The sequence below is a fragment of the Undibacterium sp. GW821-FHT11B02 genome, assembly GCF_058808955.1.
On record NZ_JBXASD010000015.1, the window covers coordinates 100251 to 125548 of the forward strand.

Below are 25298 nucleotides of genomic sequence, written 5' to 3' on the forward strand. Positions count from 1 at the left end.
CTTCTTTCAATGAAGACAAATGTGCCATTTTCAAATGTCACAAAACAATTGATTGAAGCAGAACCAATTTATACAGATACCAAAATTGTTTCTGTACGTTGACGAACACAGGAAAAATAAAACCGGGATCGGGCCCGGCTGTGTCGGTGATCGACGGGAGAAGCATCCGCTTGAATAGTGAGGTAATAGTGAGGTGTTAGTGCAGAAATGAAGACCAGTGCTGGTCAAAATGAATTGACATCCGGGCTTGCCCCGTAGCGGTAAGGAGCAAGCTCAGATGTCGGTAATTTCAAGAATGCCGAAGCAGTATTGGCAAAAAATTACGCTTGTGTGCAGACCGATTTGAGCGTGTTGATCTATTCATCTTTAAAAATATTACCCAGTCCACCCAGTACCGATCCTTGCTCGCCACCTTTGCTACCGCCGATTTTCGACGCCCCGACGATACGATTTGCCAGGCGGGCCAATGGTAAGGATTGCAGCCACACCTTACCGGGGCCGCGTAAATGGGCAAAGAATATACCTTCACCTCCAAACAGGGCTGTCTTGATGCCGCCGACAAACTTGATATCAAAATCGACTTCCTGGGTAAATGCCACTACACAGCCTGTGTCCACACGCATGGTTTCGCCGGGGCGCAAGGTCTTTTCTATGATGGCACCACCAGCATGGATGAAGGCCAGGCCATCACCTTCAAGCTTTTGCAGGATGAAGCCTTCGCCACCAAAGAAACCTGCCCCCAGGCGCTTTTGGAAGGCAATACCCAGTGACACGCCTTTGGCAGCACACAGGAAGGCATCTTTCTGGCACAGCAGGGTGCCACCCATCTGATTCAGATGCATGGGAATGATTTTGCCTGGATAAGCGGCGCTAAAAGCAACTTTCCTCTTGCCCACGCCACCGTTCATGAAAACCGTGGTGAACAGGGTTTCGCCTGTCACCAGACGCTTGCCTGCCCCCAGCAATTTACCGAAGATGCCTGTCTGTCCGGCAGAACCATCACCAAAGATGGTTTCCATCTGTATGTCATCTTCCATGTAAAACATGGTGCCGGCTTCACCTATGGCTGCTTCACCAGGGTCCAGTTCGACTTCGACGAATTGCATATCGTCACCAAAAATTTCGTAGTCTATGACATCCATGGCCATGATAATTTTCCCATTGAATAAAAATTAGTCCGCAACCCCGCGCGGCAGTGATGGGCATTCTATGAAATTTTTGAGCGATAGGGTAGATGTTGGAGGCGGTAATCGTTTATGAAAATTACCGCTGCAGCTTGTATGTCAGCTTATATGTCATCAGCCAGAAGCGTATCGGCATACACGACGTTCGCGTATTCACCCTGCAGATTAGTGAGTGCGTTCAAATGAACATCTTCAGCTGTCTGCGGCTTGCCATGCAAATCCAGTCTGTCAAAACTGAAACAGGCATCTGCCACTACCACGGTAGTAAACCCCAGGTTACCGGCACTGCGGGCAGTAGCCTCAACTGAATTATTGGTGCTGACACCGACAATCACCAGGTCTTTGATGCCACGCACATGCAGCCAACGCTCCAGGCCGGTATTCACGAAGGCATCAGTCACATTTTTCTCAACCACATGTTCGCTGGCCAGTGGCATGAAACTGTCCTGGAATTCATTACCTGGCTGTCCAGGCCAGAAGACAGAAGCAGGGGAACGCGACATGTGCCTGACATGCACCACCGGACCATTTTCTGCACGCCATGCTGCCAGCAACTGTTTTATATTGCCTTCTGCATCCGGGTTATTTCTGCGTCCGGCTTTTGGGTCAGCCATGCCACGCTGCATGTCGATGATGATAAGAGCCGTGTTTTGTTTTTTCATATCGCCTTTAATTCTTCGTTTTATTCATGTAGCCGCTGTTCAATGCGCATACCCAATCTTCGCGTCCGCGCGACGCCGCAAGGTCAGCCATTTTCTGATAAGCATACGGGACAGAGATCATGCATGCTGTCCATGCCTGCTGACGCTTTTCAATGATGGCATAGCGTGCATCCGGCGAACCTGATTCAATCACATGTGCGTAAGGATAATCGTCTTCATAAGCGGGATGACCTACACTGCCAGGATTAACAATAAGCTGCCCACGCGCATTACGCACACTGCGGGCAACATGACTATGGCCACATAAGATCACTGCTGCATTGAGCTGTCCCAACCTTGCTTCCACTTCTTCTGCAGTCGCATTTCTGTCTGCTGTCTGCAGCAAGGTCACCACATCACTATCTGGGGTACCGTGACAGAGCAAGACTTCTTCATTCAGATACTGCATGGGCAGAAGTGTGGATATCCAATTTTTTTGCTCTGCCGTGATTTGCTGATGTGCATATACATCACCCGCACCAGAACGCTCATTTAACTCAAGAATCTGCCGCTCATGATTGCCCGCCAGATGTGTCCACCCCTGCTGCGCCATCAGGAAACCAGCAGTTTCTCTTGGTAGCAAGGGGCCAGAGAGACTATCCCCCAGATTCACTACCTGATCAACACTACGCAGGCGCAGATCAGCAGTCACTGCTTCCAGTGCGGGCAGATTGCCATGGATATCAGAAATCACCGCGATGCGCATAATGAACTACCTGTTAAATCTGCTTATGAAAGATCGTTGTTCCACAATATGCCCCGTCAGGCATCAAGGCATAGTTAGGCACACTGCCTACCCGTTGCCAGCCAGCCCGTTCATACAGACGTTCGGCATCACCACCGGTGACGGTATCAAGCACCAACACCGTCTTGCCTTGCGCCTTGGCGACTTCATCAAGCGCTACCATCAGCGCTTGTGCAACCCCCTGGCGACGCGCCTTTCTGTGCACCAGCATCTTGGCAACATCGGCCCTGTGCGGCTGATTGTCTGGCATGGCAGTGATCAATTGTACCGTACCCAGAATTTCGCCGTTACTGTCCCTGGCGACCAGCAAGACGCGCTCATTGCGTGCTACCCCATCTGCCACACTCTGCCAAAATTGCAACGCCCGTTCGCGTGGCAAGGGCCACATGAAACTGACGGACGCGCCACCGGCAACACAGTCAATCAATACGTCAGCCAGAGCAGGCACACTGGCCTGCGCTTCTATGGCGTCAAGAATGTGTATATGCACTTGATCAGACATTGTTTACTCCTTGCAAAGCGCAACCAGATAGTGCGCCTGGACAGCGCCTGGGTTATGAAAAATAATGGGTTTATCCAGTTTCATGGACAGGCAATCGCCGGTATGTAAATCCCAGGCTTGCTCGCCTACATGGATACGCATCTCGCCTGCCAGTATCCAGACTTGCTGCTGGATATCCACATCGCGATGAAAACTGTCATAGCGCACGGTTTGCCCAACCGGGAATTCCACTTCCACCAGTTGTATGGGCGAAGGCAGGCCAGGTGACAGATTGCGGCGCATATAACCGGAGGCAGGGTCAGTCCAGAATGTCTGTTCCGCCAGGCGCGATACTGGTGAAGCGACTGCAGCAGGCGTACTGTCTTCAAACAGCGAAGCCAGTGATACACCCAAGCCTACTGCCAGCTTGTCGAGCACTGCCGCCGTTGGGCTACTTTCTGCACGCTCTATCAGGGAAATATTCGAACGGCTGACGCCGCTGCGCTTGGCCAGCGCATCCAGCGATAGCTTTTGTTGATCACGTAACTCACGCACCCTGAGGGCAATAATCGTATTGATATCCATAATTTCCATTATATAGGATATTAAAATCCTGTAAACTGGAAATTATTTCTATTGCCCGATCTCTACGCCAGGCATCCAGATCAGGCTTGCGTCAGATGCCTGATAGCTGCCACCAGCTTGTCGAGGTCTTCCAGGCTGGTATACAGATGCGGCGTCACCCTGACAATGTCATGGCCATCCAGATCACGTGTGACAGTGAATATCTTGTGCTCACGCATCAGATAATCGACGATGGCGTGACCAGAATTGCCAGCGATACCAAAACCGGCAATGGCGCAGGAACGTTGCGGATCGGTCGGCGTCATGATGCGTACATCAGGCAGGCCGCGCACCTGGTTCACCCAATATTGCGTCAGGTAACGCAGGCGCGCTTCCTTGTTGGCAGAACCGATGGAGTCATGAAACTTGAGCGCATCCAGCACCGTCAATACATTGGCTGGCGGCACCGTACCCACTTGCGTGAATTTGAATATTTCATCAGCAGCAAACTTGGCATTGCCGAACAGTGGGGCGATATCCGCCACCCTGTGCTTGCGTATGTACAGCATACCCACGCCCAGCGGCACACCCAGCCACTTGTGCAGATTCACTGCCACAAAGTCGGCACCCAGTTCTGTCATGCGATAGTTAAGATGCGCAAAGGAATGCGCAGCATCGACCATGACATCTACTCCATGGCGTCTGGCCATGGCGGTGATTTTGGCAACCGGCATGATCTGCCCTGTCCTGTGCACCATGTGGGTGACCAGTATCAGCTTGGTTTTTGGCGTAATCGCCTGTTCATACTGTGCCACGATTTCTTCATCACTGACTGGGTCAAACGGCAACTGCAAATGCCGCAGCTGTATCTGCTTGCGTTTTTCCAGCATCAGCAGGGTGTCAATGACAAGATCGTAATCATGCGTGGCGAGTATGACTTCATCGCCGGCCTGCAAAGGATAACCCTGCAGCAAAATATTCATGCCCTCGATCAGATTACGGGTTAATACCAGTTCACCGTCATCCACACCGCAAAAATCCTTCAGCGCCTGCATGACCTGCACAAACAGCGGCGCATAACGCACCCGCAAGAAATACGAAGTCTCGGCATTCACCTGCGCCTGATATCGAGAGAATGCTTCAAACACAGGCCGTGCCTGCACGCCGAAATAACCGTTCTCCAGATTGATGAAGTCTGGTGAAACGGTGTATTGCGAACTGACATCTGACCAATAGGCCTCATCGTCGGCAGCGATGTTCTTCAATTGACTAGCCAAAAGCAACTCCTTTAATTTTTTCAAACCTTCTGCCGCAGTAAAATCCAAGCTGCAACTAGGCATTCTATATGCAGAGGCCAAGGTGAGCGAAAAGTTCCCTGCATGGCCGGATATCATAAAGTGTTGGTCATAATTGCCCAGTTTAACGCCAAGGCCCCATCTTTCTTGCATTCTGCGTATAGCTCCTCTAGCATGGCGTGGTTAACTTTTAAGCACTTGCTCATGTCTGCCTTGCCTGAATTGAATGAACTGGAACGCATTATTGCCCTTGGCCGTGGACAGCTGGAGGTGGAGGTTTTGTGTGAGATAGCGGTCAGGCAGAAGCAATTCCCCGTTTATAAACTGGCGCTGGGCAATCCCGATACCAGCGCACCAGCCATCGGTTTTTTTGGTGGCATACACGGGCTGGAACGTATAGGCACGCAGGTTTTGCTGTCTTTTTTGCGCGGTCTGCTGACACGCCTGTCCTGGGATAAGAGCCTGCAACATATGTTGCAGGATGTGCGCCTGGTATTCATGCCGCTGATTAATCCTGGTGGCATGTGGCAATCTACGCGTTGCAACCCCAGTGGTGTTGACCTGATGCGCAATGCGCCGGTGGAAGCGCAAGACAAGGTGCCTTTTCTGCTAGGTGGCCATCGATATAGTCCACGCCTGCCCTGGTATCGCGGTGCGGCTGGTGCAGACATGGAAGCAGAAAACCTGGCGCTATGCCGCACCGTGCAGCAAGAATTGCTGTCGCGCCCTTTCAGTATGGCGATCGATTGTCATTCCGGGTTTGGCTTGCGTGACCGCGTCTGGTTCCCGCATGCGCACAGCGTACACCCTATCGACCATCTGGCCGACATTCTGGCACTGGAAGAATTATTCGAGCAAACCCATCCCAATCATTCTTACCTGTTCGAGCCGCAGAGCCTGCAATACCGCACCCATGGTGATGTCTGGGATTATCTGTACCTGCAGGCACAACAGGACAGCAGCAAAACCTTTTTGCCGCTGACGCTGGAAATGGGGTCGTGGTTATGGGTGAAGAAAAACCCGCGCCAGTTATTTTCACGGCATGGCATGTTCAACCCCGTAGCTCTGCACAGGCTGAGCCGTGTCTTGCGGCGGCATAATTCCTGGCTGGATTTTCTGATGCGGGCAACTTGTGGCCATGCACAATGGCTGGCCAAGGGGCCAACCCGCCTGCGCCTGCAAGAGCGGGCCGTGGCGCGCTGGTACAGGCCATGACGACCTGGGTGCTATTGCGTGGCCTGATGCGCGAAAGCAGACACTGGGGAGATTTTCCTGCACGCTTTCAGCAAGCAACAGCTGCTGAACAGGTGTTATGCCTGGATTTTCCTGGTAATGGCCAATTGCATGCAGAGCATAGTCTTAGCAGCGTAGAGGCTATGGCTGATTACTGCCACCAGCAGTTACACACACAAGGGATATCAAAACCTGTGCAAATACTGGCAGTTTCACTGGGAGCCATGGTTGCCCTGGCCTGGGCAAACAGATATCCGGAAGACTTGCAGCGCATGGTGCTGATCAATACCAGTGTGGCGCCGCATAACCCTTTTTACCACAGGCTGCGGCCAGCAAATTACCCAGCCCTGATTACCACCATGTTATTCGGCTCGCGCACGCAACGTGAGCAACTAATCTTGCGTATCACCAGTAATCTGCATACGGAAGAACAGGGTAAAGCCATCGTGGCGCGCTGGGCTGCCTATTCGCAGGACAAGCCCATCAGCGTTGGCAATATCCTGCGGCAACTGCTGGCTGCCATGCGCTTTCGTGCGCCGCCATATTCAGGCAAAGTTCCGCTACTGTTACTCGCGGGTGAACATGACAGGCTGGTCAATGTTGCCTGTTCACGCAAGCTGGCACAACAATGGCAGTGTCCCCTGCATCTGCATCCTGCTGCTGGCCATGATTTAACGCTCGACGATGCTGCCTGGGTAATACAACAAGTACTGACATGGCAGGCAGATGCTAATTCTGCGCCAACTCTGCGATCAGAAAATCAATGAATACCCTGACCCGTAAAGGCAGGTGACGATCACGCGGATACAAGACAGAAAATGGCCGCGTTCGTCCACTGAATTCCTGTAACACCTCCACCAGCCGCCCTGTCCGCAAATCGTCTTCCACCATGAAGCGCGACGCCTGCAACAAACCTGCACCATGTTTTGCCAGAGTAATGATGCCCAGCAAGTCTTCTGAACAGGTGAGGCTACCTTTGGTTAGCCAGTCTACGTCCTCACCATCGCGTTTGAATATCCAGACAATGTTTTGTCCTGCGCTGGGCAAGACAAATTGCAGGCATTCATGCTGATCCAGGTCTTCAAGTTTTGTCGGTACGCCAACACGCTGCAAATATTCTGGCGTAGCGCAGACCACAACTTCCGTGTCTTCCAGACGGCGCGCAATCATGCCAGAATCTGGCGGGATGCGGCCACGTATCACCAGATCAAAGCCGTCGGCAGTAAAGTCAACATTACGGTTGCTCAATTGCAAATCCAGTCTGACCAGCGGATATAACTGACGGAACTTTGCCAGCAGGGGCAGCACCCGATAATGTCCATACGGTGTCGGCATGCTGATGCGTACCAGACCGGCGGGTTGCATTTGCTGGCCGGACACTTCACGCTCGGCCTCTACCAGTTGATTCAGGGCCTGGCGGCATTGCACAAAGTAGGCACGCCCGGCTTCGGTCAGGCGCAATTGCCGTGTGGTGCGTACAAACAGGCGCACGCCTATGCGTTCTTCCAGCCTGGCTATGGAACGGCTGACCGCCGCTGGCGTTAACCCCGCTGTATTGGCTGCATCCTTAAAGCTCTCTAGCTCGGCTGCCAGGCAAAACAATTCTATGCTGCCTAGCAACACATCTGCAAAATGTCGATTCACATTACACCATGTAATTTATAAAGTAACTTTTATCTAGTTTATCAACTATTTCGTTTGGCATAGTATGCCGCTATGCCCTGCCACCATGGCAGAGCCGCTTGTCAACCGCTCGTCAATCTTTTATCGGAAGCCCAAAGCCATGAAACTCTATTTCTCTCCCGGCGCCTGTTCTTTGTCCCCGCATATCATCCTGCGTGAAGCAGGTCTCGAATTTAAATTGCAGAAAGTTGATACCTCTACCCACAAAACTGCCGATGGCAAGGATTTTTACAGCATCAATTCCAAAGGCCAGGTACCAACCATGGAACTGGACGACGGCCAGATACTGACCGAAGGTTCCATCATTGCCCAATACGTTGTCGAACGCGCAGAAGACCGCAGCTTGCTGCCAGCTGCCGGTATAGCGCGATACCGCGTGCTCGAATGGCAGAACTACATCACGTCAGAATTGCACAAATCTTTCACTCCGCTGTTTAACCCCGCCATCAATGCCGACGCCAAAGCTGTGATCGCTGCATCACTTCGCAAGAAATTTGCCTGGGTCAATAGCCGCCTGGAAGGCAGCACCTACCTGACAGGGAATACCTTCACCGTGGCCGACGCCTACCTGTTTGCCGTCAGCGGCTGGGCCAAACACGTGAATCTGGATATCAGCGACTTTGCCTACTTGCAAAATTTCATCGCCACTGTCAAAGCCAGACCCCATGTGCAAGCAGCGTTGAAAGCAGAGGGCCTGCCCGCCTGACACCAGCACACTGTCTGTAACAAGAAGCCGGCTGCCAGCAGCCGGCTTTTTTCCATCACACTCAAGAGATAAAAATGCAAACCGCCTACCCTGACATCATCGCCACCTTGCATCAGTATTTTGACGGCTTGTATCGAAGTAATACCAGCATCCTGGCCAAAGTATTCCACCCGGAAGCCCATTATTTCTGCGCCACTGATGGCAATCTGCTGCATTTGAACATGCAGCAATATTTCCCCATCGTCGACAAACGCCCTTCCCCCGCCAGTAACAACGAAACGCGCCGTGACCGTATCATTTCCATAGAAATGGCTGGGCCCGTGACCGCCTTTGCACGTGTGGAATGTGCCATTGCAAACAAATTTTTCACTGATTTTTTAACTTTGACTAACCTTGATGGCAGGTGGCAGATTGTCAGTAAGGTGTTTCATTTTGAGTTGACGGATACTTGAAAAAAATCTGAAACAATTTAAATCACGTATTGACATGCCACGGACGCCACTGGATTCCGGCTAACATCACGCCGGAATGACGTCAACAAGATTGCTGTTGCATTAGTCTCGCATTGATCATCTTTCGGCTTGATAAATTCGTCCTCAGGATTTTTTATCCGATAAGTTGTACACTATGCCACACCTTGAGTCCGCAACAATACTCTGTGGCAAGCCCCGCATAAACGGCGGCGAATTGGAAAGGTATTACCAAGCATCAAGAACAGACCCATCCGGCCTGCCGATTGAATTTCCTGCTCCGACGACCATGCCAGAATCAAACAGTTTGATCAGCCCCGCGACAACAGGACGAACGACGCCGTCACATATCATCCGTGAACTGGAAACCGGCTTGCTGGCTGACGCCGCGTACACATCGCCCAAGTATTTTTATGATACCGTTGGCTCGGTATTGTTTGAAGCCATTTGTGTACTGCCTGAGTATTATCCTACCCGCACCGAAGCCGAAATTTTCACCCGCCACATGGCCGACATGGCCCATGTCATTGGTGCTGGCGGCAGTCTGATCGATTTGGGGGCAGGTAATTGCGCCAAGGCAGCCCGCCTGTTCCCGGTATTGCATCCCGACCAGTATGTTCCCATTGATATTTCCGTCCATCATCTGCAAGACGCTGTCACACGTCTGCAGCAACGTTTCCCCCACATAGAAATGACCGCATTGGGGCTGGACCTGGCGCAAGACTGGAAGCTGCCGGCAGAAGTACGCGATGAAAAACGGCTGTTTTTTTACCCTGGCTCATCAATAGGTAATTTTGAACCGCATCAGGCCCTGGCTTTCCTGCGCCATTTACGTGCAGCCTGTGATGCTGATGGCGGCATCTTGATCGGGGTCGACCTGATCAAGGACAAGGCCTTGCTGGATGATGCCTATGCCGATACCCTGGGTGTTACGGCAGCCTTCAACCTCAATTTGCTGCGCCATATCAATCATTTATTGCACAGTGATTTTGATGTGCGCCAGTGGCGGCATGAGGCATATTTCAATACCGTTAAATCGCGTATAGAAATGCATTTGCGGGCCAGGGAAAATATCCGCGTCAGTTGGCCAGGCGGGTATAGGAATTTTATCAAGGATGAACACATCCATACCGAAAACAGTTATAAATACAGTATAGACAGCTTTGTGAACTTGCTGACGGAAGCAGGTTTTTCACATGTCAATCACTGGACTGATGCAAATGAATGGTTTGCCGTGATTTATGCCAAAGCTACGTGAGCCTGACCAGGAAAGCCATCCTATGCAGCATGCGGACATCATTGATCGCTGGCAGCAGGTGCGTCAACGCTCGCTTGCCATCGCTGCGCCTTTGTCAGCAGAAGATTGCATGGCCCAATCCATGCCCGATGCCAGCCCCATCAAATGGCATCTGGCACATACCACGTGGTTTTTTGAAACGTTCATCCTGGAACAGTTTGAAGAACAGTTTCAGGCTTTTCACCAGGACTTTCGTGTCCTGTTCAATTCCTATTACAACGGCGTAGGAGAAAAACATCCGCGCCCACAGCGTGGCTTGCTGACCCGTCCGCCTTTGGAAACAGTGCTGGCGTACAGACAGCATGTCGATGCACGCATCAGACGCTGTTGCGATAGCATCAAAAGTCCGCAATTCTTCCAGTTACTGGAACTGGGGCTGCAGCATGAACAGCAGCATCAGGAATTGATGCTCACAGACATCAAGCACCTGCTGTCCTGTAATCCACTTTACCCAGCCCTGTATGCCAGTCCGGCCAATCTGAACCAGTCTGCGACAGCGTGTGCAGCACTGAGCTGGCAAAACTATGATGCCTGTCTGTGCGAAATCGGTTACAAGGGTGCGGCCTTTTCCTTTGATAATGAAGGTCCGCGTCACCGCCAATTTCTCGAACCTTTCCAGCTTGCCACACGCTTGACCAGCAATGCTGAATACCTGGCTTTCATGGAAGATGGTGGTTACCGCAATCCGGCCCTGTGGCTGGCCGAAGGCTGGGATTGGGTACGCCAGCATGACCTGCAACATCCACTGTACTGGCATGCTGGTCAACAACAAAACTGGCAGGTATTTACCCTGCATGGGCTGCAGCCTTTGCAGGCACAACAAGCTGTCAGCCACCTGTCCTATTTCGAGGCCAGCGCCTATGCAGTCTGGGCAAATGCGCGCCTGCCCACCGAGGCCGAATGGGAATATGCAGCCAGCCGGCATGAAGAAGAAAGTCAGCTGAGCCAGTTATTTGATTCTTGCTGGCAATGGACCAGCAGCAGTTACAGTCCCTATCCCGGCTTTGCCCCTGCTACCGGTGCCATTGGAGAATACAATGGGAAATTCATGGTCAATCAATATGTTTTACGCGGTGCTTCCGCCTTTACACCAAAGGGACATAGCCGGATCAGCTATCGCAATTTTTTCCCTGCAACGGCGCGTTGGCAGTTGACCGGCCTGCGTCTGGCACGTTCATTGTTTGAAAATGAGGAGTAATCATCATGCCCACCGCAACATGGAAAGACACTGTCATCGCCCAGGCCAATGATGCCGAGATCGTGAAGGTCGAAGGCAATATCTATTTCCCCATGCATAGCGTGCATCAGGAGTATTTGCGCGAAAGTGAAAAACACACAGTCTGTGGCTGGAAAGGCACCGCCAGTTACTATGATGTAGTCGTCAACGGCCACGTCTATACTGACGCGGCCTGGACTTATCCCGCACCCAAGGAAGAGGCTAAACAGATCGCCGGTTTTATCGCCTTTTGGCGCGGAGTAGTCGTCCTACCCTGAACAGCAATACACCCGTGCAGAGTTTTTTTCCATCACATCCATTTCAAGGGAAAGCTGGAATATGTGGCTCCACCCCGCCATAACGAAAACCTGGATGTTTGGTAGCAATCATTTCTTCGGTCTGTGCCACTTTGCTCAGCGGCACATCTACAATCAGCAAGACTTTCCCTGTTTCAATTTCTTCAGCAAAAGGTTTCAGGCGCGAATTGGGTATGGCCGCAGCAGCCATGCCCGACACCCATGAACCGAACAGGGCACCACCGAGACCCGCTACCAATAAGGCAATGGTGCGCATCTCCAGCCCTTCTAGCGGGAAAATCAGCAGCAGGCCACCTGCCAGCAAACCAGTCGCTGCGCCGATGACCATGCCGAGTTCCATGCCGTGAATGAGATCGGTTTTCTGGAAAAAATTGGCTTCCGGCATGTCATGGGGCAAACTGTCTTTTGCCATGAAATGGATATATTTCTCCTCTATCCGCGCCAGCAATAACTCATCAAGCATGGCTCTGGCAGCAGGGATAGTGGGAAGCATGAAATAAAGACGACGACGCATAATGACCTCCAGTAATTTCAAAGGAGGCGTCAAACAGGAATTATTGGCATAAGGCAAAACAGGACGCTGAGCCTCCTGTTTAGTTATAGCAAAGACAGGCGAAATATCAAAGTATATCGTCTCGATACCTGCCCATTCTGCTATTCATTTACTGCAATAGTTCAGCCCAGGCGTTTCGCCGCCAGTGCATTGCCGGCGCGGCTGACCGCCTTGCGCCCCAGATGGGCAGAAATAAATTGCCCGGCATCAACTACTGCATTCAAATCTATGTCCGTTTGTATTCCCAGACCCTGCATAAGGAACAACACATCTTCGGTAGCTACATTACCAGTCGCCCCTTTGGCATATGGACAACCACCGAGGCCAGCGACAGATGAATGGAAAATCGAAATGCCGACTTCCAGGCTGGCATAGATATTCGCCAGCGCCTGCCCATAGGTGTCATGGAAATGGCCCGACAAGGCAGTGATAGGGAAATCTTCAGCTGCACGCTGCATGACAGTTTGCACCTGCCGGGCTGTACCCACACCGATGGTGTCGGCAATATCGATTTCGTCGCAACCCAGGTCGCGCATGCGTTTGACCACATCAGACACGCTATCGACGGCCACTTCACCCTGATAAGGGCAGCCGAAAGAACAACTGATGCTGCCGCGCAGACGCAGCTTGTGCTGCTTGGCCGCTTGTGCCACATCGCGGAAACGCTCTATCGATTCAGCAATCGAACAATTGATATTTTTTTGCGCAAAGGCTTCCGAGGCAGAACTGAAAATCACCACTTCATCAGCACCAGCGGCCAGTGCAGCTTCAAAACCTTTCATGTTCGGTGTCAGCACAGAATAGATGACACCAGGCTTGCGCGCAATGCCAGCCATGACTTCCGCTGACGTCGCCATTTGCGGTACCCATTTGGGTGATACAAAGGATGCCGCTTCTATATTTGCAAAACCGGCTGCCGTCAGGCGATTGACCAACTCAATCTTGACGTCAGCAGGTATGCTTTCTTTTTCATTTTGCAAACCGTCACGCGGGCCGACTTCAACGATTTTGACTTGCTGTGGCAATGATGTGTTCATCTGTATTTTCCTTTAAGTACCAGCAACCATTCCTGCTGGCAAGCTTGCGTCTCACTCGCTTTGCTGAAATGAGCTCTATAACCACATTTTACCCGCAGACCAGTTATTTGCCCCACCACCTGGCAATAATTAAATGACATGCAACAGCGACACGCCCATTTTCTCAAAATAAGGGTCCAGCTTTTCTGCCAGATGCGGCAAATTATAGCTTGGCACTTGCGGATACAGATGGTGTTCGAGGTGATAAGACAGGTTACATAGCAAGGCAGGAATAATCTTACCGCGCAGGCTTCTGGCCTGCCCCAAAACGGCATTGCTGGGTTTGAAGTGAGGCAACCAGGCAGTGGTGATGGGGTACACGCAACTCCCCAGCCACATGAACACAAAATAAATCAACGGTGCCATCGTTCTTGAAGCCAAAGCGATAGCCATGATCAGAAACAGGACAGGAATAAAAAGCTCAACCAGCATCCAGCGTCTTTGCAACCTGCTTTTGCTCAGCCCATACGCATGTCGCCAGTGCTTTACCAGATACAGCGGACCGATTGCCAGCGCTTGCAGAAAATTCATGTGGGCGGGGCTACCTTCAAAATCATCCTCTTCCAGACAATGACTGTGATGATGCAGATGTGCCTGGCGGAAAGCATGGCTACTTTCCAGCAATAAAAGGCTCATGCCAAACAGCACCCATTCCGTGGCGCGCGGTTTGAATCCCGCAGCCCCATGCAGGACATCATGGGTAAAAGTGACTGATACCAGAAAATGAACCAGGAAAATCAGAGGCAAAAGCACATACAGATGCTGGATGTAGATCGCCACAAAACCTGCCAGTGTCAACAAGGGTAATAATGGCCATATCGTCCTTTGTATTCTGCTTACTGCCAACAAATTGCCACCCAAATTGCTCAGGCTGGGCAAACCAGCTTCGCGACGATTGAGATGGCCGCTGCGATGTTCTGGACGCGCTATTGGGGCGACTGGATATGGATCACTGGTGGCAGTCGCGGGGTGATACAGGCTGATAGTAGTCATGCGTGCTCTCCCGTTTAAGCACGCAACAAATTAAAGATAAAGAAGAAGTAGTAAAAACTGATGACAACCACTACCCATTCCACTACGAATTTTCTGATGCCCCAGCGCTGGAATGCATATCCAATCGCACTATACAGATGTTGAATAACCGAAATCTGCATCCGGATCAGGGGATAAATAAGCACCAACGCCATCACCCAGGCACCAGGGACCAACAGCGACAAAAATGCAATAAGACCCAGAACAATACGATAGCCCGTCAGCAAAAACGTATTCCGTGGACTCAAAGCCTGCATACGCAAGCCCAGTACATGCATGGTAAAAGTAAATTTTTCTCCTTTGACTTTTGGTGTACCAAACAGGTACAGCGACAATATTCCATGCGCAATCAGCAAACCGAAATCAAGCAACAGGCAATGGGCGATTTTTGCGTGAACAAAAAATTGTATGAGCGGTGTCACCAGCATAGCCCAGGCCAGCACACGGTTCAGCTTGACCAGGTTGGCACGCGACAGGACAGGAAAGTGAACGATGGAATTAGTATGTGTGTTCATGATGACTTTCTGGCGCAATAGGTAAAAGACGGTTCATATTTGCGACAGACCTGGTACGTGAAATGCAGATCTGCCTGATACCGTATTCGCAAGCGACATGCCATCAGAAGATTTTTTATAAGCCCTTGTTTCTTAAAGAAATTAATAGAATTACCCAACACCAGCTGTAAGTTTGCTATATAGTTGGCCCCAAATTACTATCAAGATTGTTGACAGCTATCAGCCATGGATGCCTATAGACTTTATTTTTTCTCACTCGCGTTGCAGAGCTGTATCAGCCCTTTGCTGGCTATCTGGCTATGGGTAAAAGCAGGCAGGCAACCGGGCATGAAGGCTCTGGCCCTGTTCTGTATCTGGATAGGTGTTTGGGCTTGCGGACAACTGGCGATCAATCTTGGTGATGACAGCCTGAGCCGGTTTGGCAAAATACTGGTGAATACCGGCCCGCTGAATGCCGTCTTTTTCCTGCATTTCGTGTACAGCTTTCTGGGCTACCTGCGAACGCGACAGATATTGATCTGGTACGCCATCGCTGCCATGATTGTGCTTGCCGTCGCCGTATTTGACATGGGGCAGTTGCTCCCATGGCTGGAATTCAAACGCTATTATTTCTTCCCTGCCTGGGGCTGGATACCCGGGCTTTTCGTCAGTGGCTTGAGTATCTGGGCCTATATCGAGCTATTGCTGGCCTGGCCGGGGGCGGCACCTAAAAAACGCCGGCAAATCATGGCGCTTTGCCTGTCTGGTGTGTGGGGGTCGGCATCGACATTAATGTTTTTGAACGCCTCATTCAACATTCCAATTTTTCCTTATAGTGTGATCTTGCTGCCGTTTTATGCGGTATTGCTGGTGTTTGGCATACTGCGTTACGACTTGATGGCAGTCAATCTGTGGGCCAACCGCCTGCTAGCCTGGCTGGCGCTGGGTGTCATCACGGTCGCCATCGTCAGCCTGTTGCTGAGCCTGGTCGCCCGCACCGGCATTACGGCACTGGCCGCGATCCCGCTGTGGCAACTGTGGTTGCTGGGTACCGTCATGTTGTTAAGCATGGTGACGATGGAAAGACCAACTCGTCGTATCATGGAAAAATTGATCTTCCCCGGTGCCCATCTGGAAGCTGAAGTGCTGGCACAATGGCGTCAGCAACTGGAAGCCGCCAGCAGTTGGCAACAACTCTCCAGCATAGCAACCAGCCTGCTGGAAGCCCATTTGCAGCAACCCATGCCTGTTTTGATCAGCAGCGGCAATCAAATAACAAGCGCCTTACCGGGACAACCCTGTGTGCATTGTTACCGCGAGTCAGTCAATGCAAGCGAACAAACTAAGTGGAATTACACCTTATCCGGCTGGGAAGGCGCAACGCCCAGCGTCCAAAAAGTAGGTGCTGTATTTGCCGAGCTGCTGGTCGCAGCAGCAGGCAGGCTGGATCAGTTGCTGCGCTATGCCGAACAAGAGAAACAACGCCTGCAGCAAGCGCATCTGCTGGAGCTGGGTGGGCTGGCTGCGACAGTGGCGCATGAATTACGTAACCCCCTGAATATCATCAGCATGGCAGCTGTATCGTGTCCGACTGACACTCGCGCAGAAATTCGCACGCAAATAGAAAGGGCTGATCATCTGATTCAGGATTTACTCAGTTATTCAGGCGAGGTACGTCTGCATTGTCAGGATGTGCGTATGGCAGAATTGGTCAATAGCCTGCTGGCCGTTCAATCACAAACCGCCATGGCGGCTGGCGTGCAGATAGAACAGACCATGGACGCCAGCCTGGTGGTCAGCATAGACCGCATTCGGGCCGAACAAATCCTGGGAAATCTGCTGAACAATGCACTGGCCATGTTGCGCGGGCGTCCTGATCCACGCATACGCATAGAAGCAGATGCCATTCCTGCGACAGGCATGGCAAGGCTGCGGGTGTGTGATAACGGGCCGGGTGTGGCACCCGATCTGGTGGCGGATTTATTTCAACCCTTCAAGACACGCAGGCCAGGTGGTACCGGCCTGGGACTGGCGATAGTCCGCCGCCTGACAGAAGCACATGGCGGCACGGTGAACCTGATCGCTTACCCCGGCTGGAACTGCTGTTTTGAACTTTACTTACCTCTTGCGTCATGAGCATACAAAGTATCTTGCTGGTGGATGATGAACCAGCCTTTCAACGTCTTTGCGGCAACTGGCTGGCTAGTCTGGGCTACACCGTCAAACTTGCCGCAACAGCAGAACAAGTGCATGCACTGCTGGCCTGCAACAGCTTTGATCTGGTCTTGCTGGACCTGGCACTGCCGCCAACCTTCACACCGGATGAAGGTCTGAACTTGCTGCCACTGCTGGCCCCCGTACCGGTGGTGGTGATGACTGGTCATGCCGACCGCGAACTGGCCTTGCGCGCCATCAGTCTGGGGGCTTGGGATTTTTTACCCAAGCCACTCGACCCTGACATCCTGCGCGTTGTGGTGGAAAGAGCCATGACCAAGCGCCGGCTGGAACGCGAGCTGGCAGAATGGCGTGGCAAAGCCCTGCCGGATGACAACACCATGGGGCTCATTGGTATCAGCAAGGAGTTGGCCGAATTGCGTTCACTGGTCCGGCGGATTGCGCCCACCGATGTGCCTGTCATGGTGACCGGCCCCAGCGGTACAGGCAAGGAACTGGTGGCACGCGCCCTGCACGCCCATGGCAAACGGGCCGCCAAATCGTTTATCGCCGTACACTGTGGTGCCATACCTGCCGAATTATTCGAGAGTGAATTGTTTGGCCACCGCAAGGGCAGCTTTACCGGTGCAGACCGCGACCGCATAGGCTTGATTGCCGCCGCCGATGGCGGCACCCTGTTTCTGGATGAAGTGGGAGAAATGCCGCTTCCCATGCAAGTCAAATTACTACGGTTTTTGCAGTCTGGCAGCTTCTTTGCCGTCGGGGCGCGCGAAGAGCAGCATGTTGACGTACGCATCGTGGCAGCAACCAACCGTGATCTTGCGAGTATGGTGGAAGAAAAAACTTTTCGCGATGACCTGTACTACCGTCTCAAAGGCATACAAATGCGTACTACGGCATTGGCTGACCGTGCAGAAGATATTGCCCTCATTGCGCAAGCCATCGCCGCCAGATACTCACCACCGAAACGCCTCACTGCCGCCGCACTGGAATGGCTGAGCTCACGCCCGTGGCCAGGTAATGTCAGGGAATTGCAGCACTGCCTGCAAACGGCAGCCGCGCTGGCCGGTGAGTTGCCTGATATTGCGGTAGATGATCTGGCACTGGCCTGCGGTGAAATGTCGCCACCAGCACAACATGAAGTCGCAGGTTTGCTGGAAGAACAAGTGGCCAACCTGGAAAAACGCCTGATCGTAACGGCACTGGACGACAACAAACACAATCACACACATGCCGCCAGGCAGTTGGGTATTTCACGCGTAGGCTTACTGAATAAAATGCGCAGACATGGCTTGCGCTGAATACATCTAGGCCGTTCCGGCGAATATGCGGCTCAGATGTAATACCGGGATGCGGCTTCCCTGCTGATCAAAGCAGGAAATCGCCATTTCCTGCCAGGCAGGATGTTCGTCTTCCAGATCGCTGGCCTGACTATCATCGACCAGTACACGCACCGGTGGGGCCGACAAATGGATGGCCCCCAACCCAGCTGTATTGCTGAGCTGATCATGAAAAGCCACTAAGGCCAGGATATTGCCGCTGCATGCCTGCCCACCCACGCGCAGGGGTAGTTGCATGACGGGCACTACCCGTTTTTGCCAAAAGATCACCTCGCGCATATGACTGGGGGCAAGCGGTACTTCAAAACTGTCGGGCGCATCAATAATCTGAATCAGCTCACGCTGACCAATGGCGACCCGTTTGCCATCTCCCACATCCAGCAGCCAGGCAGTAGCGACGGACATGACTATACCTCCTGCTGTTGTTGTCGTGCCAAAGCCAGGGCACCAAACTGCAATAAACGTCCGGCATCGGTAACACAGGCCAGGCCTGATTCAAATGGCATCAGTGCCTGTATCGGCGTGTCGTTGCAGCGCATGGCCATGGGCAGTGAATAATCAGCGACATCAAGCTGGTTCAAGACCCGCACGTCATCACACAGCAAGCCAAGAAAACCACTGCCGGTAGCCAGCATGACGCAGGCACGGCGTGCCAACGGCAAGCTGTCCTGTTCCCTGAACTCTGCATCGATGCACACCACCGGCCAGCTTTGTCCAAGATAAGCAATGCGGGCCAGAGCATGGGCTGGCGGATCTTGCATGTCCATGTCAACCACCGATTCAACCGCACAGATATCGCCTTGTGGCAGCATCAGTTTCAAGCCATCAATACTCAACAGGATACGGTTTCTGGTTTCCTGTCTCATGCCCGGCATCATTGCACCCATGCTCATGCTCCTGTCAGACTATTCGTCAAACGATTGATATGCTGGAGCAAGGCATCTTCGCTGAAAGGCTTGACCAGATAGGCATCCACACCGGCGGCATCACCCTGCTGGCGGTGTTTTTGAGTGGAACGTGAAGTGATCATGATGATGGGAATATGTTTTTTCAATTTGCGGGCGCGTACATGGCTGGTCAGTTCCAGTCCATTCATGCGTGGCATTTCCATGTCTACCAATATCACGTCAGGCAAGGCTTCATCGATAAGAGCAACTGCTTCCAGACCGTCAATCGCGGTACGCACTTCATAACCGGCGTCACGCATGATCTGTGCACTGGCACGACGGGCCGACAGCGAATCATCAACCACCAGCGCAGTCCGCACTTGCGTGGCCTGTGCCTCACCAAGTACAGGCAAGCCACCCTGCTCGTCATCTGCGCGTATGTCCTGCTGTATGGTGGCACGCAACAATTCAGGCAAGTCAATCACCGGGGCAACGCTACCATCACCCAGGATGACTGCACCGATGGTGCCCTGAATTTTTGGTACATAGCGACCAAATTTCTTGACCACGACCTCACGACCATCGACCAGTTCCTGTACCTGTATGGCGCAAGTGGCACCAGTATCGGTACTGATCAACAAGACCGGATAGCCATGTGCATGGGCATCCCTGCTGCGACCCTGCATGCCAAGCAAGTCTTCGAGTTTCAACAGTTGATGCACGGCGTCACCAATGCGATATACAGGCTGGTCCGCAATCATATCGATTTGCGCATCAGTAATGTAATGGATGTCAAGAATACGACGGCTGGAAATCGCCATCATGTTGCCACCCACCTTCGCCATCAAAGTGTGTTCTGACAACAGACTGGCAGGCAGGCGCAATTCCACCACTAGCCCCTGTCCGGCAACAGAACGCAAGTTCAGAGAACCCTTCATTTCCAGTATGCGGGAATGCACCATGTCCATGCCTATGCCGCGACCCGAAGTCTGGGTGCTGGCATCCCTGGTTGAAAAACCAGGCATCAGGATCAGCCTTGCCAGTTCTTCATCCGACAAAATGCGGTCAGCACTGATGAGCTTTCTCTTCAGAGCGGTACGGCGTATGGCTGCATAATCAAGACCGGCGCCGTCATCCTTGCAACGTACAACGATGGAATTACCTTCACGGGCAAAACTCAGCTCTATCAGACCAGTAACCGGTTTCTGTTGTGCCAACCGGGTAGCAACGGCCTCTATACCGTGATCCACCGCATTGCGCAAGATATGCATCAGCGGGTCGGTCAGGTCATTGAGCATATTGCTATCAATATTGGTATTGGCACCGAGGATATTCAAATTCACCTGTTTGTCCAGCAGGCGGCAAGTCTGGCGCACACTGCGTTGCAGACGTGAGACCACCGTTGTCACCGGTACCAGGCGGGTACGTATCACGGCATGCTGATTTTCCATTTGCAGGCGGCGCTGTACTTCCAGCAATTCTGCCAGTGCATGCAGTTGCTCATCGATATGATTCGACATCTCAAAGGCATCGGTGCGTGCTTCCACCAGTTGGGCAGTGATGGTGTGCAGCTCGCTATAGCGCTCGAACTCCAGCGGATCAAAATCACCATTTGTCATGTTGTTGCTGGCGATTTTCTGTGGGCTGCTCATGCCACGCACGTCAACCAGATTTTCCAGATCGGCGATCAGTTTCTGGAACATGATGTCATGCTTTTGTATGGCTTTGGATTGCTTCTGCGTCTGTTTCAACTGTTCCTGAATTTGTGCATTGGAAATCACATTTTCACCGGCCAGACGCAGCAATTCATCAACGACTTTGGCAGGTACGCGCAACATCGGTTCGGCAGCATGTGAGCCAGGCTCAACCAGATCCAGTACCACGCCTTCGGACTGAACGACTGGGTTTTCCACAGTTGCCGTCAGATTTTCTGAAGATACAACAGGTTGGGGGAAAAATTCACCACTATTCATCAGACGCACATAGTCACAGACTTGTTGCAAAACTTCCTGCGCCTGCGCTGGCGCCGGACCGGCATCCATGACAGCTTCGCCCATGGCTTCCAGGCAATCACCAGCTTCAGTCAATACTTCGGACAAGGCCTTGTCGGGCAAACTTTGCTGGTTGCTTAACACAATGAGCAAGTCTTCCAGGTGATGGGTCAGATTGGCGATACCGGCAATACCCACCGTGTTGGCCGCCCCCTTAAGGGTATGTGCCGCACGCTTGGCTTGTTCCACGTCCTGCATTTTTCCTTCACCACTGGCCAGTTTTTCTATTGCCGAGGTAAAACTGTTGACCTGTATTGGCAGTTCTTGCAACAAGCCGTCAAATAATTCCGTGTTCAAATCATTTGGCAATTGTATGGATACATCAGCAGCGCTGATGGCAGTGGCGGCACTTTCTTCTTGTACAATTTCATCCGTCACCCTGACATCGATGAGGTGGGCAAACAGTCCCTCATCCCATTGAGCAGCATTTGCTGGCCAGGACTGGTCCATGACCAGTTCCATCAATTCCAGTGCTGGCACTTCTTGCACTGGATTTTCCAAATAAGCCAGCAACCTCGCTGGCAATGTGGAAAGCAAGGTGTGCTGATGGGCGTTGGGCTTTTCACTGAGAGCCGACAGTTGTTGTGCCAGTATGCTCAATACCTGTTGCAACGCAGTCAAACCTACAGATTCGGCAGTAGCACCTATGCGTAACAGGGCATCACTATAGTTTTGCAGAGCTTGCACAGTTTCTTCGCCGGCAGCAGCAGTTGCCTGCACCGCATTCAAATCTTCCGCTAGCATGTCGGCCATGAGGCTGAATTCTTTGGCAAACAGCGCCAGCATGTCACTGCTGATTTCTTGCATCGGTGCAGAAGCGGCCACAGATGCTTCAGAAGACACGGGCATTTCGGTGCTTGTCTGTATTTCTGGTGTTGCGTCTGTTTCATGCGCATCAGGTCCTGGTACCGATTCAGCATCCGGCATCCAGACAGGATCATAGATGGCATCCAGCAGATTCGCCGCCAGATCAGGATTGGCCGGGTCGGCAATTCCATCCATCAGCATCAGTGGAAAACGGTTCAATATATCCAGTTCAGTTTCATTCACAGCCCGTGCCATGTCTGCTCTTTGCATCACTACACCAGCGAAAGTATGACAGGCATCTGCCATCGTCTCCATACCAAGATCGGACGCGCAGGTAGAAAACACCTGCAATTGATTTGCATAGGATTGCAGTGTTGCGGCATCCTGTTCACCATCACGGCCAAATTGTTCATCCGTTGCCAAACTCATGATCAGTGCATCCAGCGCGTCATGCAGACCTGAGGACAAGTCAGTATTTGCTGGCGTTTCCTGCACTTCAGCAAAACTGATGTCACGCTCATTGTCGATCACGGCTGTAAGTGCGGGGTAGCTTGCCGGCGTGTCGGCCATGCTATCCATACCGGCATCCATTACCGGCTCGTCCGAAGAAACCAGGAACAAGGGTGGTGGTTCATCAATATCCTCATCAGATGTCAGTGGATCTGTACACAACAACTGGCGCAATTCGCAAGAATCAATCTGGCTCAATGGCATGGGCCAGCTGGCAGTGGACAGGTGAGCGATCAGGGTTTCTATATTGCGGTCACCATGATTCAAGGCATGGCTGGCCAACAAATCAGGCCATTCGCCCAAGAGAAAATATTCTTCATCACTAAGCAGGCGATTCTGGTTGTGCAGGTTGATCAGGTTACGTTCTATCAAAGCACAGACCCAGTGCAGGCCCGGCATATCAGCGGCACTGGCAGCAGCGCGTATGCGCCGCAACTGTTCAATATAACAAGACAGCGCCTTGGTGACATCAGCAACATTGACCGAATGGGTAGCATCGGTCTCCATTGCGTTGAACACCTCGTCCAGCGCACCGAGGACGACATGACTGAAATCTGTCGAATGGGTTTCTAGCTGTTCCATGATGCCTCAGACGAGTAATGTTGGAAAAAGCTGGCAGCCCAATCCGTCTCCGGACTGGCTGCCTTGTCGGCATCAAGCCGCGAGCTTGAACACGCGCACAGTAGACAGCAGCATCCTTGCATATTCCACCAAGTTGGTGGTTTGTGCTGACTGTTCGTCAAGTTGCAAACTGGTTTCCTGATTGGTTTTCTTGATCTGTATCGCACGATCAAGCAACTCCTGGCTGGCCTTGGCCTGACCATGGGATTTGACGGCAATCTTTTGCACCGATTCCACCAGTTCCGTAGTCGCGTTTTGGGTTGCCTGCATTTGCAGACCAGCCTGTTCTGCCAGACGACTACCTTCCACCACCTGGGCAATTGCCGAGTTCATGGTGTTGACCGTATCGGATGTTTCCAGTTGAATGTTATTTACCAGGCCAGAAATTTGCAGCGTCGCCTGCCGCGCATTTTCTGCCAGCCTTTGCACTTCATCCGCAACCACCGCAAAACCGCGACCGGCTTCACCGGCAGATGCCGCATGCATACTTGCATTCAAGGCCAGGATGTGGGTACGTTCAGCAATCGCATTAATCAGACCGACCACACCGGAAATTTCTTGCGAACGCTCACCCAGACGTTTAATCCGTTTTTCTGTTTCGCGTATGATTTCACGGGTACTGTTAATACCGCCCACTGTGCTGGTTACAGTATCCATCGCCAGTTGGGTAGAACGTATCGCATTATCCGCTGCACGGTTGCAGGTCTGCGCCAGGTCAGCAATATTGCGCATCTCTTCAGAGGCGGTTGACAGTGACAAGGTGGTGTGTTCCACTTCCAGTCTTTCTTCTGCCGCTGCAGCCATCACGTTATCGGACTGGGCTTTCACTTTCATGGTAGCTTCGGTCACGTCCGCAGAAATATTACTTACGTCACGCAACACTTTCGCGGTTTCGCTGGTCAGCATGTTCAAAGCGTCAGATACCGCGCCGGTCACGTCAGCCGACACCGGTACTTTCACGGTCAAATCTTTACTGGCCAGTTGTGCCACCGCCTGCAACAACACCAGAACGGACTCATTGAGTTTTTCATTTTCTTCTTCAATCGTTTTGCGGCTGGCTTCACGTTCATCCACCATCTTGTCAAACTGACGTGACAGTTTACCGATTTCGTCCGGATGATTGCTGCGTGCACGGACGCTGGCATCCCCCTGCGTCAATTTCTGCATGACAGATACCAGATGCGAAACCGGACGGGTAATGCTGCGTGTCATCCAGTAAGCCACACCGGCAGCCAGCAAGATGGACAAGGCGGCAACCATGAACAACACATTCTTGGCGTTGAGGTAGGTGTTATCAGCCGCTGCACCGTCAGTATTCACCAGTTTGGTTTGGTAATCGATCAGGGTATCCATGGAAGCAAACCATTTTTCCTGATCAGCCTGCAAATTACCCAACAGCCAGGCGGTGGCATCTGCCTTTTTGCCTTCTGTTGCCAGGCGCAAGAATTCTTTTTGTGACGCGCCGTATTTGTTACGGGCATCGGTCGCTGTCTGGAAGATGCCTTTTTCTTCTTCACTGGCGATCAGTTTTTCAAAACCTGCGATATTGGCATCCTGATTCTGTCTGCGTGACAAAATCAATTGCTGCTCTTTGTCGACCGAGACCGGATCATTCAGCAACAACATATTACGCATGGAGCGCGCATTGGCATTGACGTTACCCAGCATCTTGTAAGCCAGCACCACTTTCGGGTAGCTACCTTCCACAATGCGGTGGGTACCGTCATTGATAGTCTTCAGGTTGGACATCGCCAGCCAGGCAGTAACTGCCAGCAATAACAACACGGCAGTAAAACCCAGGCCAAGCCGGATACCAATATTCGGAGTACGTAATTTCATTTTGCTCTCCACTAGAAAAAC

At 52.0% G+C, this 25298-nt stretch carries 24 protein-coding genes; 9 read left to right on the forward strand and 15 right to left on the reverse strand.

Annotated elements, in window-relative coordinates; all coding sequences use genetic code 11:
* Positions 1–356: 356 nt before the first annotated feature.
* The 6 genes from AC1RVX_RS25970 to AC1RVX_RS25995 all read right to left on the reverse strand — a co-directional run bounded on the left by AC1RVX_RS25970 (position 357) and on the right by AC1RVX_RS25995 (position 4952).
* Positions 357–1148, reverse strand: coding sequence for a TIGR00266 family protein (locus AC1RVX_RS25970; protein ID WP_493219478.1), 792 nt, complete (start codon positions 1146–1148; stop codon positions 357–359).
* Positions 1149–1288: 140 nt separating this feature from the next.
* A complete protein-coding gene (locus AC1RVX_RS25975) occupies positions 1289–1846 on the reverse strand; it encodes a cysteine hydrolase family protein (protein WP_493219479.1) in 558 nt (185 codons plus the stop codon).
* Between the two features lie 7 nt (positions 1847–1853).
* Positions 1854–2591: a metallophosphoesterase family protein gene (locus AC1RVX_RS25980; protein WP_493219480.1), complete on the reverse strand. Its 738-nt coding sequence runs from the start codon at positions 2589–2591 to the stop codon at positions 1854–1856.
* Between the two features lie 13 nt (positions 2592–2604).
* Entirely contained in the window at positions 2605–3132 is a 528-nt protein-coding gene (locus AC1RVX_RS25985) for a GNAT family N-acetyltransferase (RefSeq protein ID WP_493219481.1), read from the reverse strand.
* A gap of 3 nt (positions 3133–3135) precedes the next feature.
* On the reverse strand, positions 3136–3696 hold the full coding sequence (locus tag AC1RVX_RS25990; protein ID WP_493219482.1) for a helix-turn-helix domain-containing protein: 561 nt from the start codon (positions 3694–3696) through the stop codon (positions 3136–3138).
* An 80-nt stretch (positions 3697–3776) separates the two neighbouring features.
* Positions 3777–4952: an aminotransferase class V-fold PLP-dependent enzyme gene (locus tag AC1RVX_RS25995; RefSeq protein WP_493219483.1), complete on the reverse strand. Its 1176-nt coding sequence runs from the start codon at positions 4950–4952 to the stop codon at positions 3777–3779.
* A gap of 222 nt (positions 4953–5174) precedes the next feature.
* Between AC1RVX_RS25995 and AC1RVX_RS26000 the strand changes: the two genes are divergently transcribed.
* Both AC1RVX_RS26000 and AC1RVX_RS26005 read left to right on the forward strand, forming a co-directional pair.
* On the forward strand, positions 5175–6185 hold the full coding sequence (locus tag AC1RVX_RS26000) for a M14 family zinc carboxypeptidase (RefSeq protein ID WP_493219484.1): 1011 nt from the start codon (positions 5175–5177) through the stop codon (positions 6183–6185).
* A complete protein-coding gene (locus tag AC1RVX_RS26005) occupies positions 6116–6970 on the forward strand; it encodes an alpha/beta fold hydrolase (protein ID WP_493219485.1) in 855 nt (284 codons plus the stop codon). The genes AC1RVX_RS26000 and AC1RVX_RS26005 overlap by 70 nt, the downstream gene beginning before the upstream one ends.
* On the opposite strand, the gene AC1RVX_RS26010 is transcribed toward AC1RVX_RS26005, so the two are convergent.
* Entirely contained in the window at positions 6933–7847 is a 915-nt protein-coding gene (locus tag AC1RVX_RS26010) for a LysR family transcriptional regulator (protein WP_493219486.1), read from the reverse strand. The genes AC1RVX_RS26005 and AC1RVX_RS26010 overlap by 38 nt on opposite strands.
* A gap of 139 nt (positions 7848–7986) precedes the next feature.
* On the opposite strand from AC1RVX_RS26010, the gene gstA reads away from it, so the two are divergent.
* The 5 genes from gstA (at position 7987) to AC1RVX_RS26035 (ending at position 11853) form a co-directional block, all read left to right on the forward strand.
* Positions 7987–8592: a glutathione transferase GstA gene (gene gstA / locus AC1RVX_RS26015; RefSeq protein WP_493219487.1), complete on the forward strand. Its 606-nt coding sequence runs from the start codon at positions 7987–7989 to the stop codon at positions 8590–8592.
* Positions 8593–8666: 74 nt separating this feature from the next.
* Positions 8667–9044, forward strand: a complete 378-nt coding sequence (locus tag AC1RVX_RS26020; protein ID WP_493219488.1) for a nuclear transport factor 2 family protein — start codon at positions 8667–8669, stop codon at positions 9042–9044.
* Between the two features lie 307 nt (positions 9045–9351).
* Positions 9352–10320 carry an L-histidine N(alpha)-methyltransferase gene (egtD, locus tag AC1RVX_RS26025; RefSeq protein ID WP_493219489.1) on the forward strand — a complete coding sequence of 323 codons (969 nt, stop codon included), beginning with the start codon at positions 9352–9354 and terminating at the stop codon, positions 10318–10320.
* Entirely contained in the window at positions 10304–11557 is a 1254-nt protein-coding gene (egtB, locus tag AC1RVX_RS26030) for an ergothioneine biosynthesis protein EgtB (protein ID WP_493219490.1), read from the forward strand. The genes egtD and egtB overlap by 17 nt, the downstream gene beginning before the upstream one ends.
* Before the next feature lie 5 nt (positions 11558–11562).
* On the forward strand, positions 11563–11853 hold the full coding sequence (locus tag AC1RVX_RS26035) for a DUF427 domain-containing protein (RefSeq protein ID WP_493219491.1): 291 nt from the start codon (positions 11563–11565) through the stop codon (positions 11851–11853).
* Between the two features lie 43 nt (positions 11854–11896).
* On the opposite strand, the gene AC1RVX_RS26040 is transcribed toward AC1RVX_RS26035, so the two are convergent.
* From AC1RVX_RS26040 to AC1RVX_RS26055, 4 genes are all read right to left on the reverse strand, one after another.
* A complete protein-coding gene (locus AC1RVX_RS26040) occupies positions 11897–12406 on the reverse strand; it encodes a DUF1269 domain-containing protein (protein WP_493219492.1) in 510 nt (169 codons plus the stop codon).
* Between the two features lie 161 nt (positions 12407–12567).
* On the reverse strand, positions 12568–13482 hold the full coding sequence (locus AC1RVX_RS26045) for a hydroxymethylglutaryl-CoA lyase (RefSeq protein ID WP_493219493.1): 915 nt from the start codon (positions 13480–13482) through the stop codon (positions 12568–12570).
* A 129-nt stretch (positions 13483–13611) separates the two neighbouring features.
* Positions 13612–14514, reverse strand: coding sequence for a fatty acid desaturase family protein (locus AC1RVX_RS26050; RefSeq protein ID WP_493219494.1), 903 nt, complete (start codon positions 14512–14514; stop codon positions 13612–13614).
* Between the two features lie 14 nt (positions 14515–14528).
* Entirely contained in the window at positions 14529–15068 is a 540-nt protein-coding gene (locus tag AC1RVX_RS26055) for a hypothetical protein (RefSeq protein ID WP_493219495.1), read from the reverse strand.
* Between the two features lie 225 nt (positions 15069–15293).
* Between AC1RVX_RS26055 and AC1RVX_RS26060 the strand changes: the two genes are divergently transcribed.
* Entirely contained in the window at positions 15294–17183 is a 1890-nt protein-coding gene (locus tag AC1RVX_RS26060; RefSeq protein ID WP_493219496.1) for an ATP-binding protein, read from the forward strand.
* A complete protein-coding gene (locus AC1RVX_RS26065) occupies positions 17180–18523 on the forward strand; it encodes a sigma-54-dependent transcriptional regulator (protein ID WP_493219497.1) in 1344 nt (447 codons plus the stop codon). The genes AC1RVX_RS26060 and AC1RVX_RS26065 overlap by 4 nt, the downstream gene beginning before the upstream one ends.
* A 6-nt stretch (positions 18524–18529) precedes the next feature.
* Here AC1RVX_RS26065 and AC1RVX_RS26070 read toward each other — a convergent pair whose 3' ends face one another.
* From AC1RVX_RS26070 to AC1RVX_RS26085, 4 genes are all read right to left on the reverse strand, one after another.
* Positions 18530–18967: a chemotaxis protein CheW gene (locus AC1RVX_RS26070; RefSeq protein ID WP_493219498.1), complete on the reverse strand. Its 438-nt coding sequence runs from the start codon at positions 18965–18967 to the stop codon at positions 18530–18532.
* Positions 18968–18969: 2 nt separating this feature from the next.
* Positions 18970–19449, reverse strand: a complete 480-nt coding sequence (locus AC1RVX_RS26075) for a hypothetical protein (RefSeq protein WP_493219499.1) — start codon at positions 19447–19449, stop codon at positions 18970–18972.
* Positions 19450–19451: 2 nt separating this feature from the next.
* Positions 19452–23399 (reverse strand): hybrid sensor histidine kinase/response regulator, encoded by a 3948-nt coding sequence (locus AC1RVX_RS26080; RefSeq protein ID WP_493219500.1) that lies wholly within the window; start codon positions 23397–23399, stop codon positions 19452–19454.
* A gap of 72 nt (positions 23400–23471) precedes the next feature.
* Positions 23472–25277: a methyl-accepting chemotaxis protein gene (locus tag AC1RVX_RS26085; protein ID WP_493219501.1), complete on the reverse strand. Its 1806-nt coding sequence runs from the start codon at positions 25275–25277 to the stop codon at positions 23472–23474.
* Between the last annotated feature and the right edge of the window lie 21 nt (positions 25278–25298).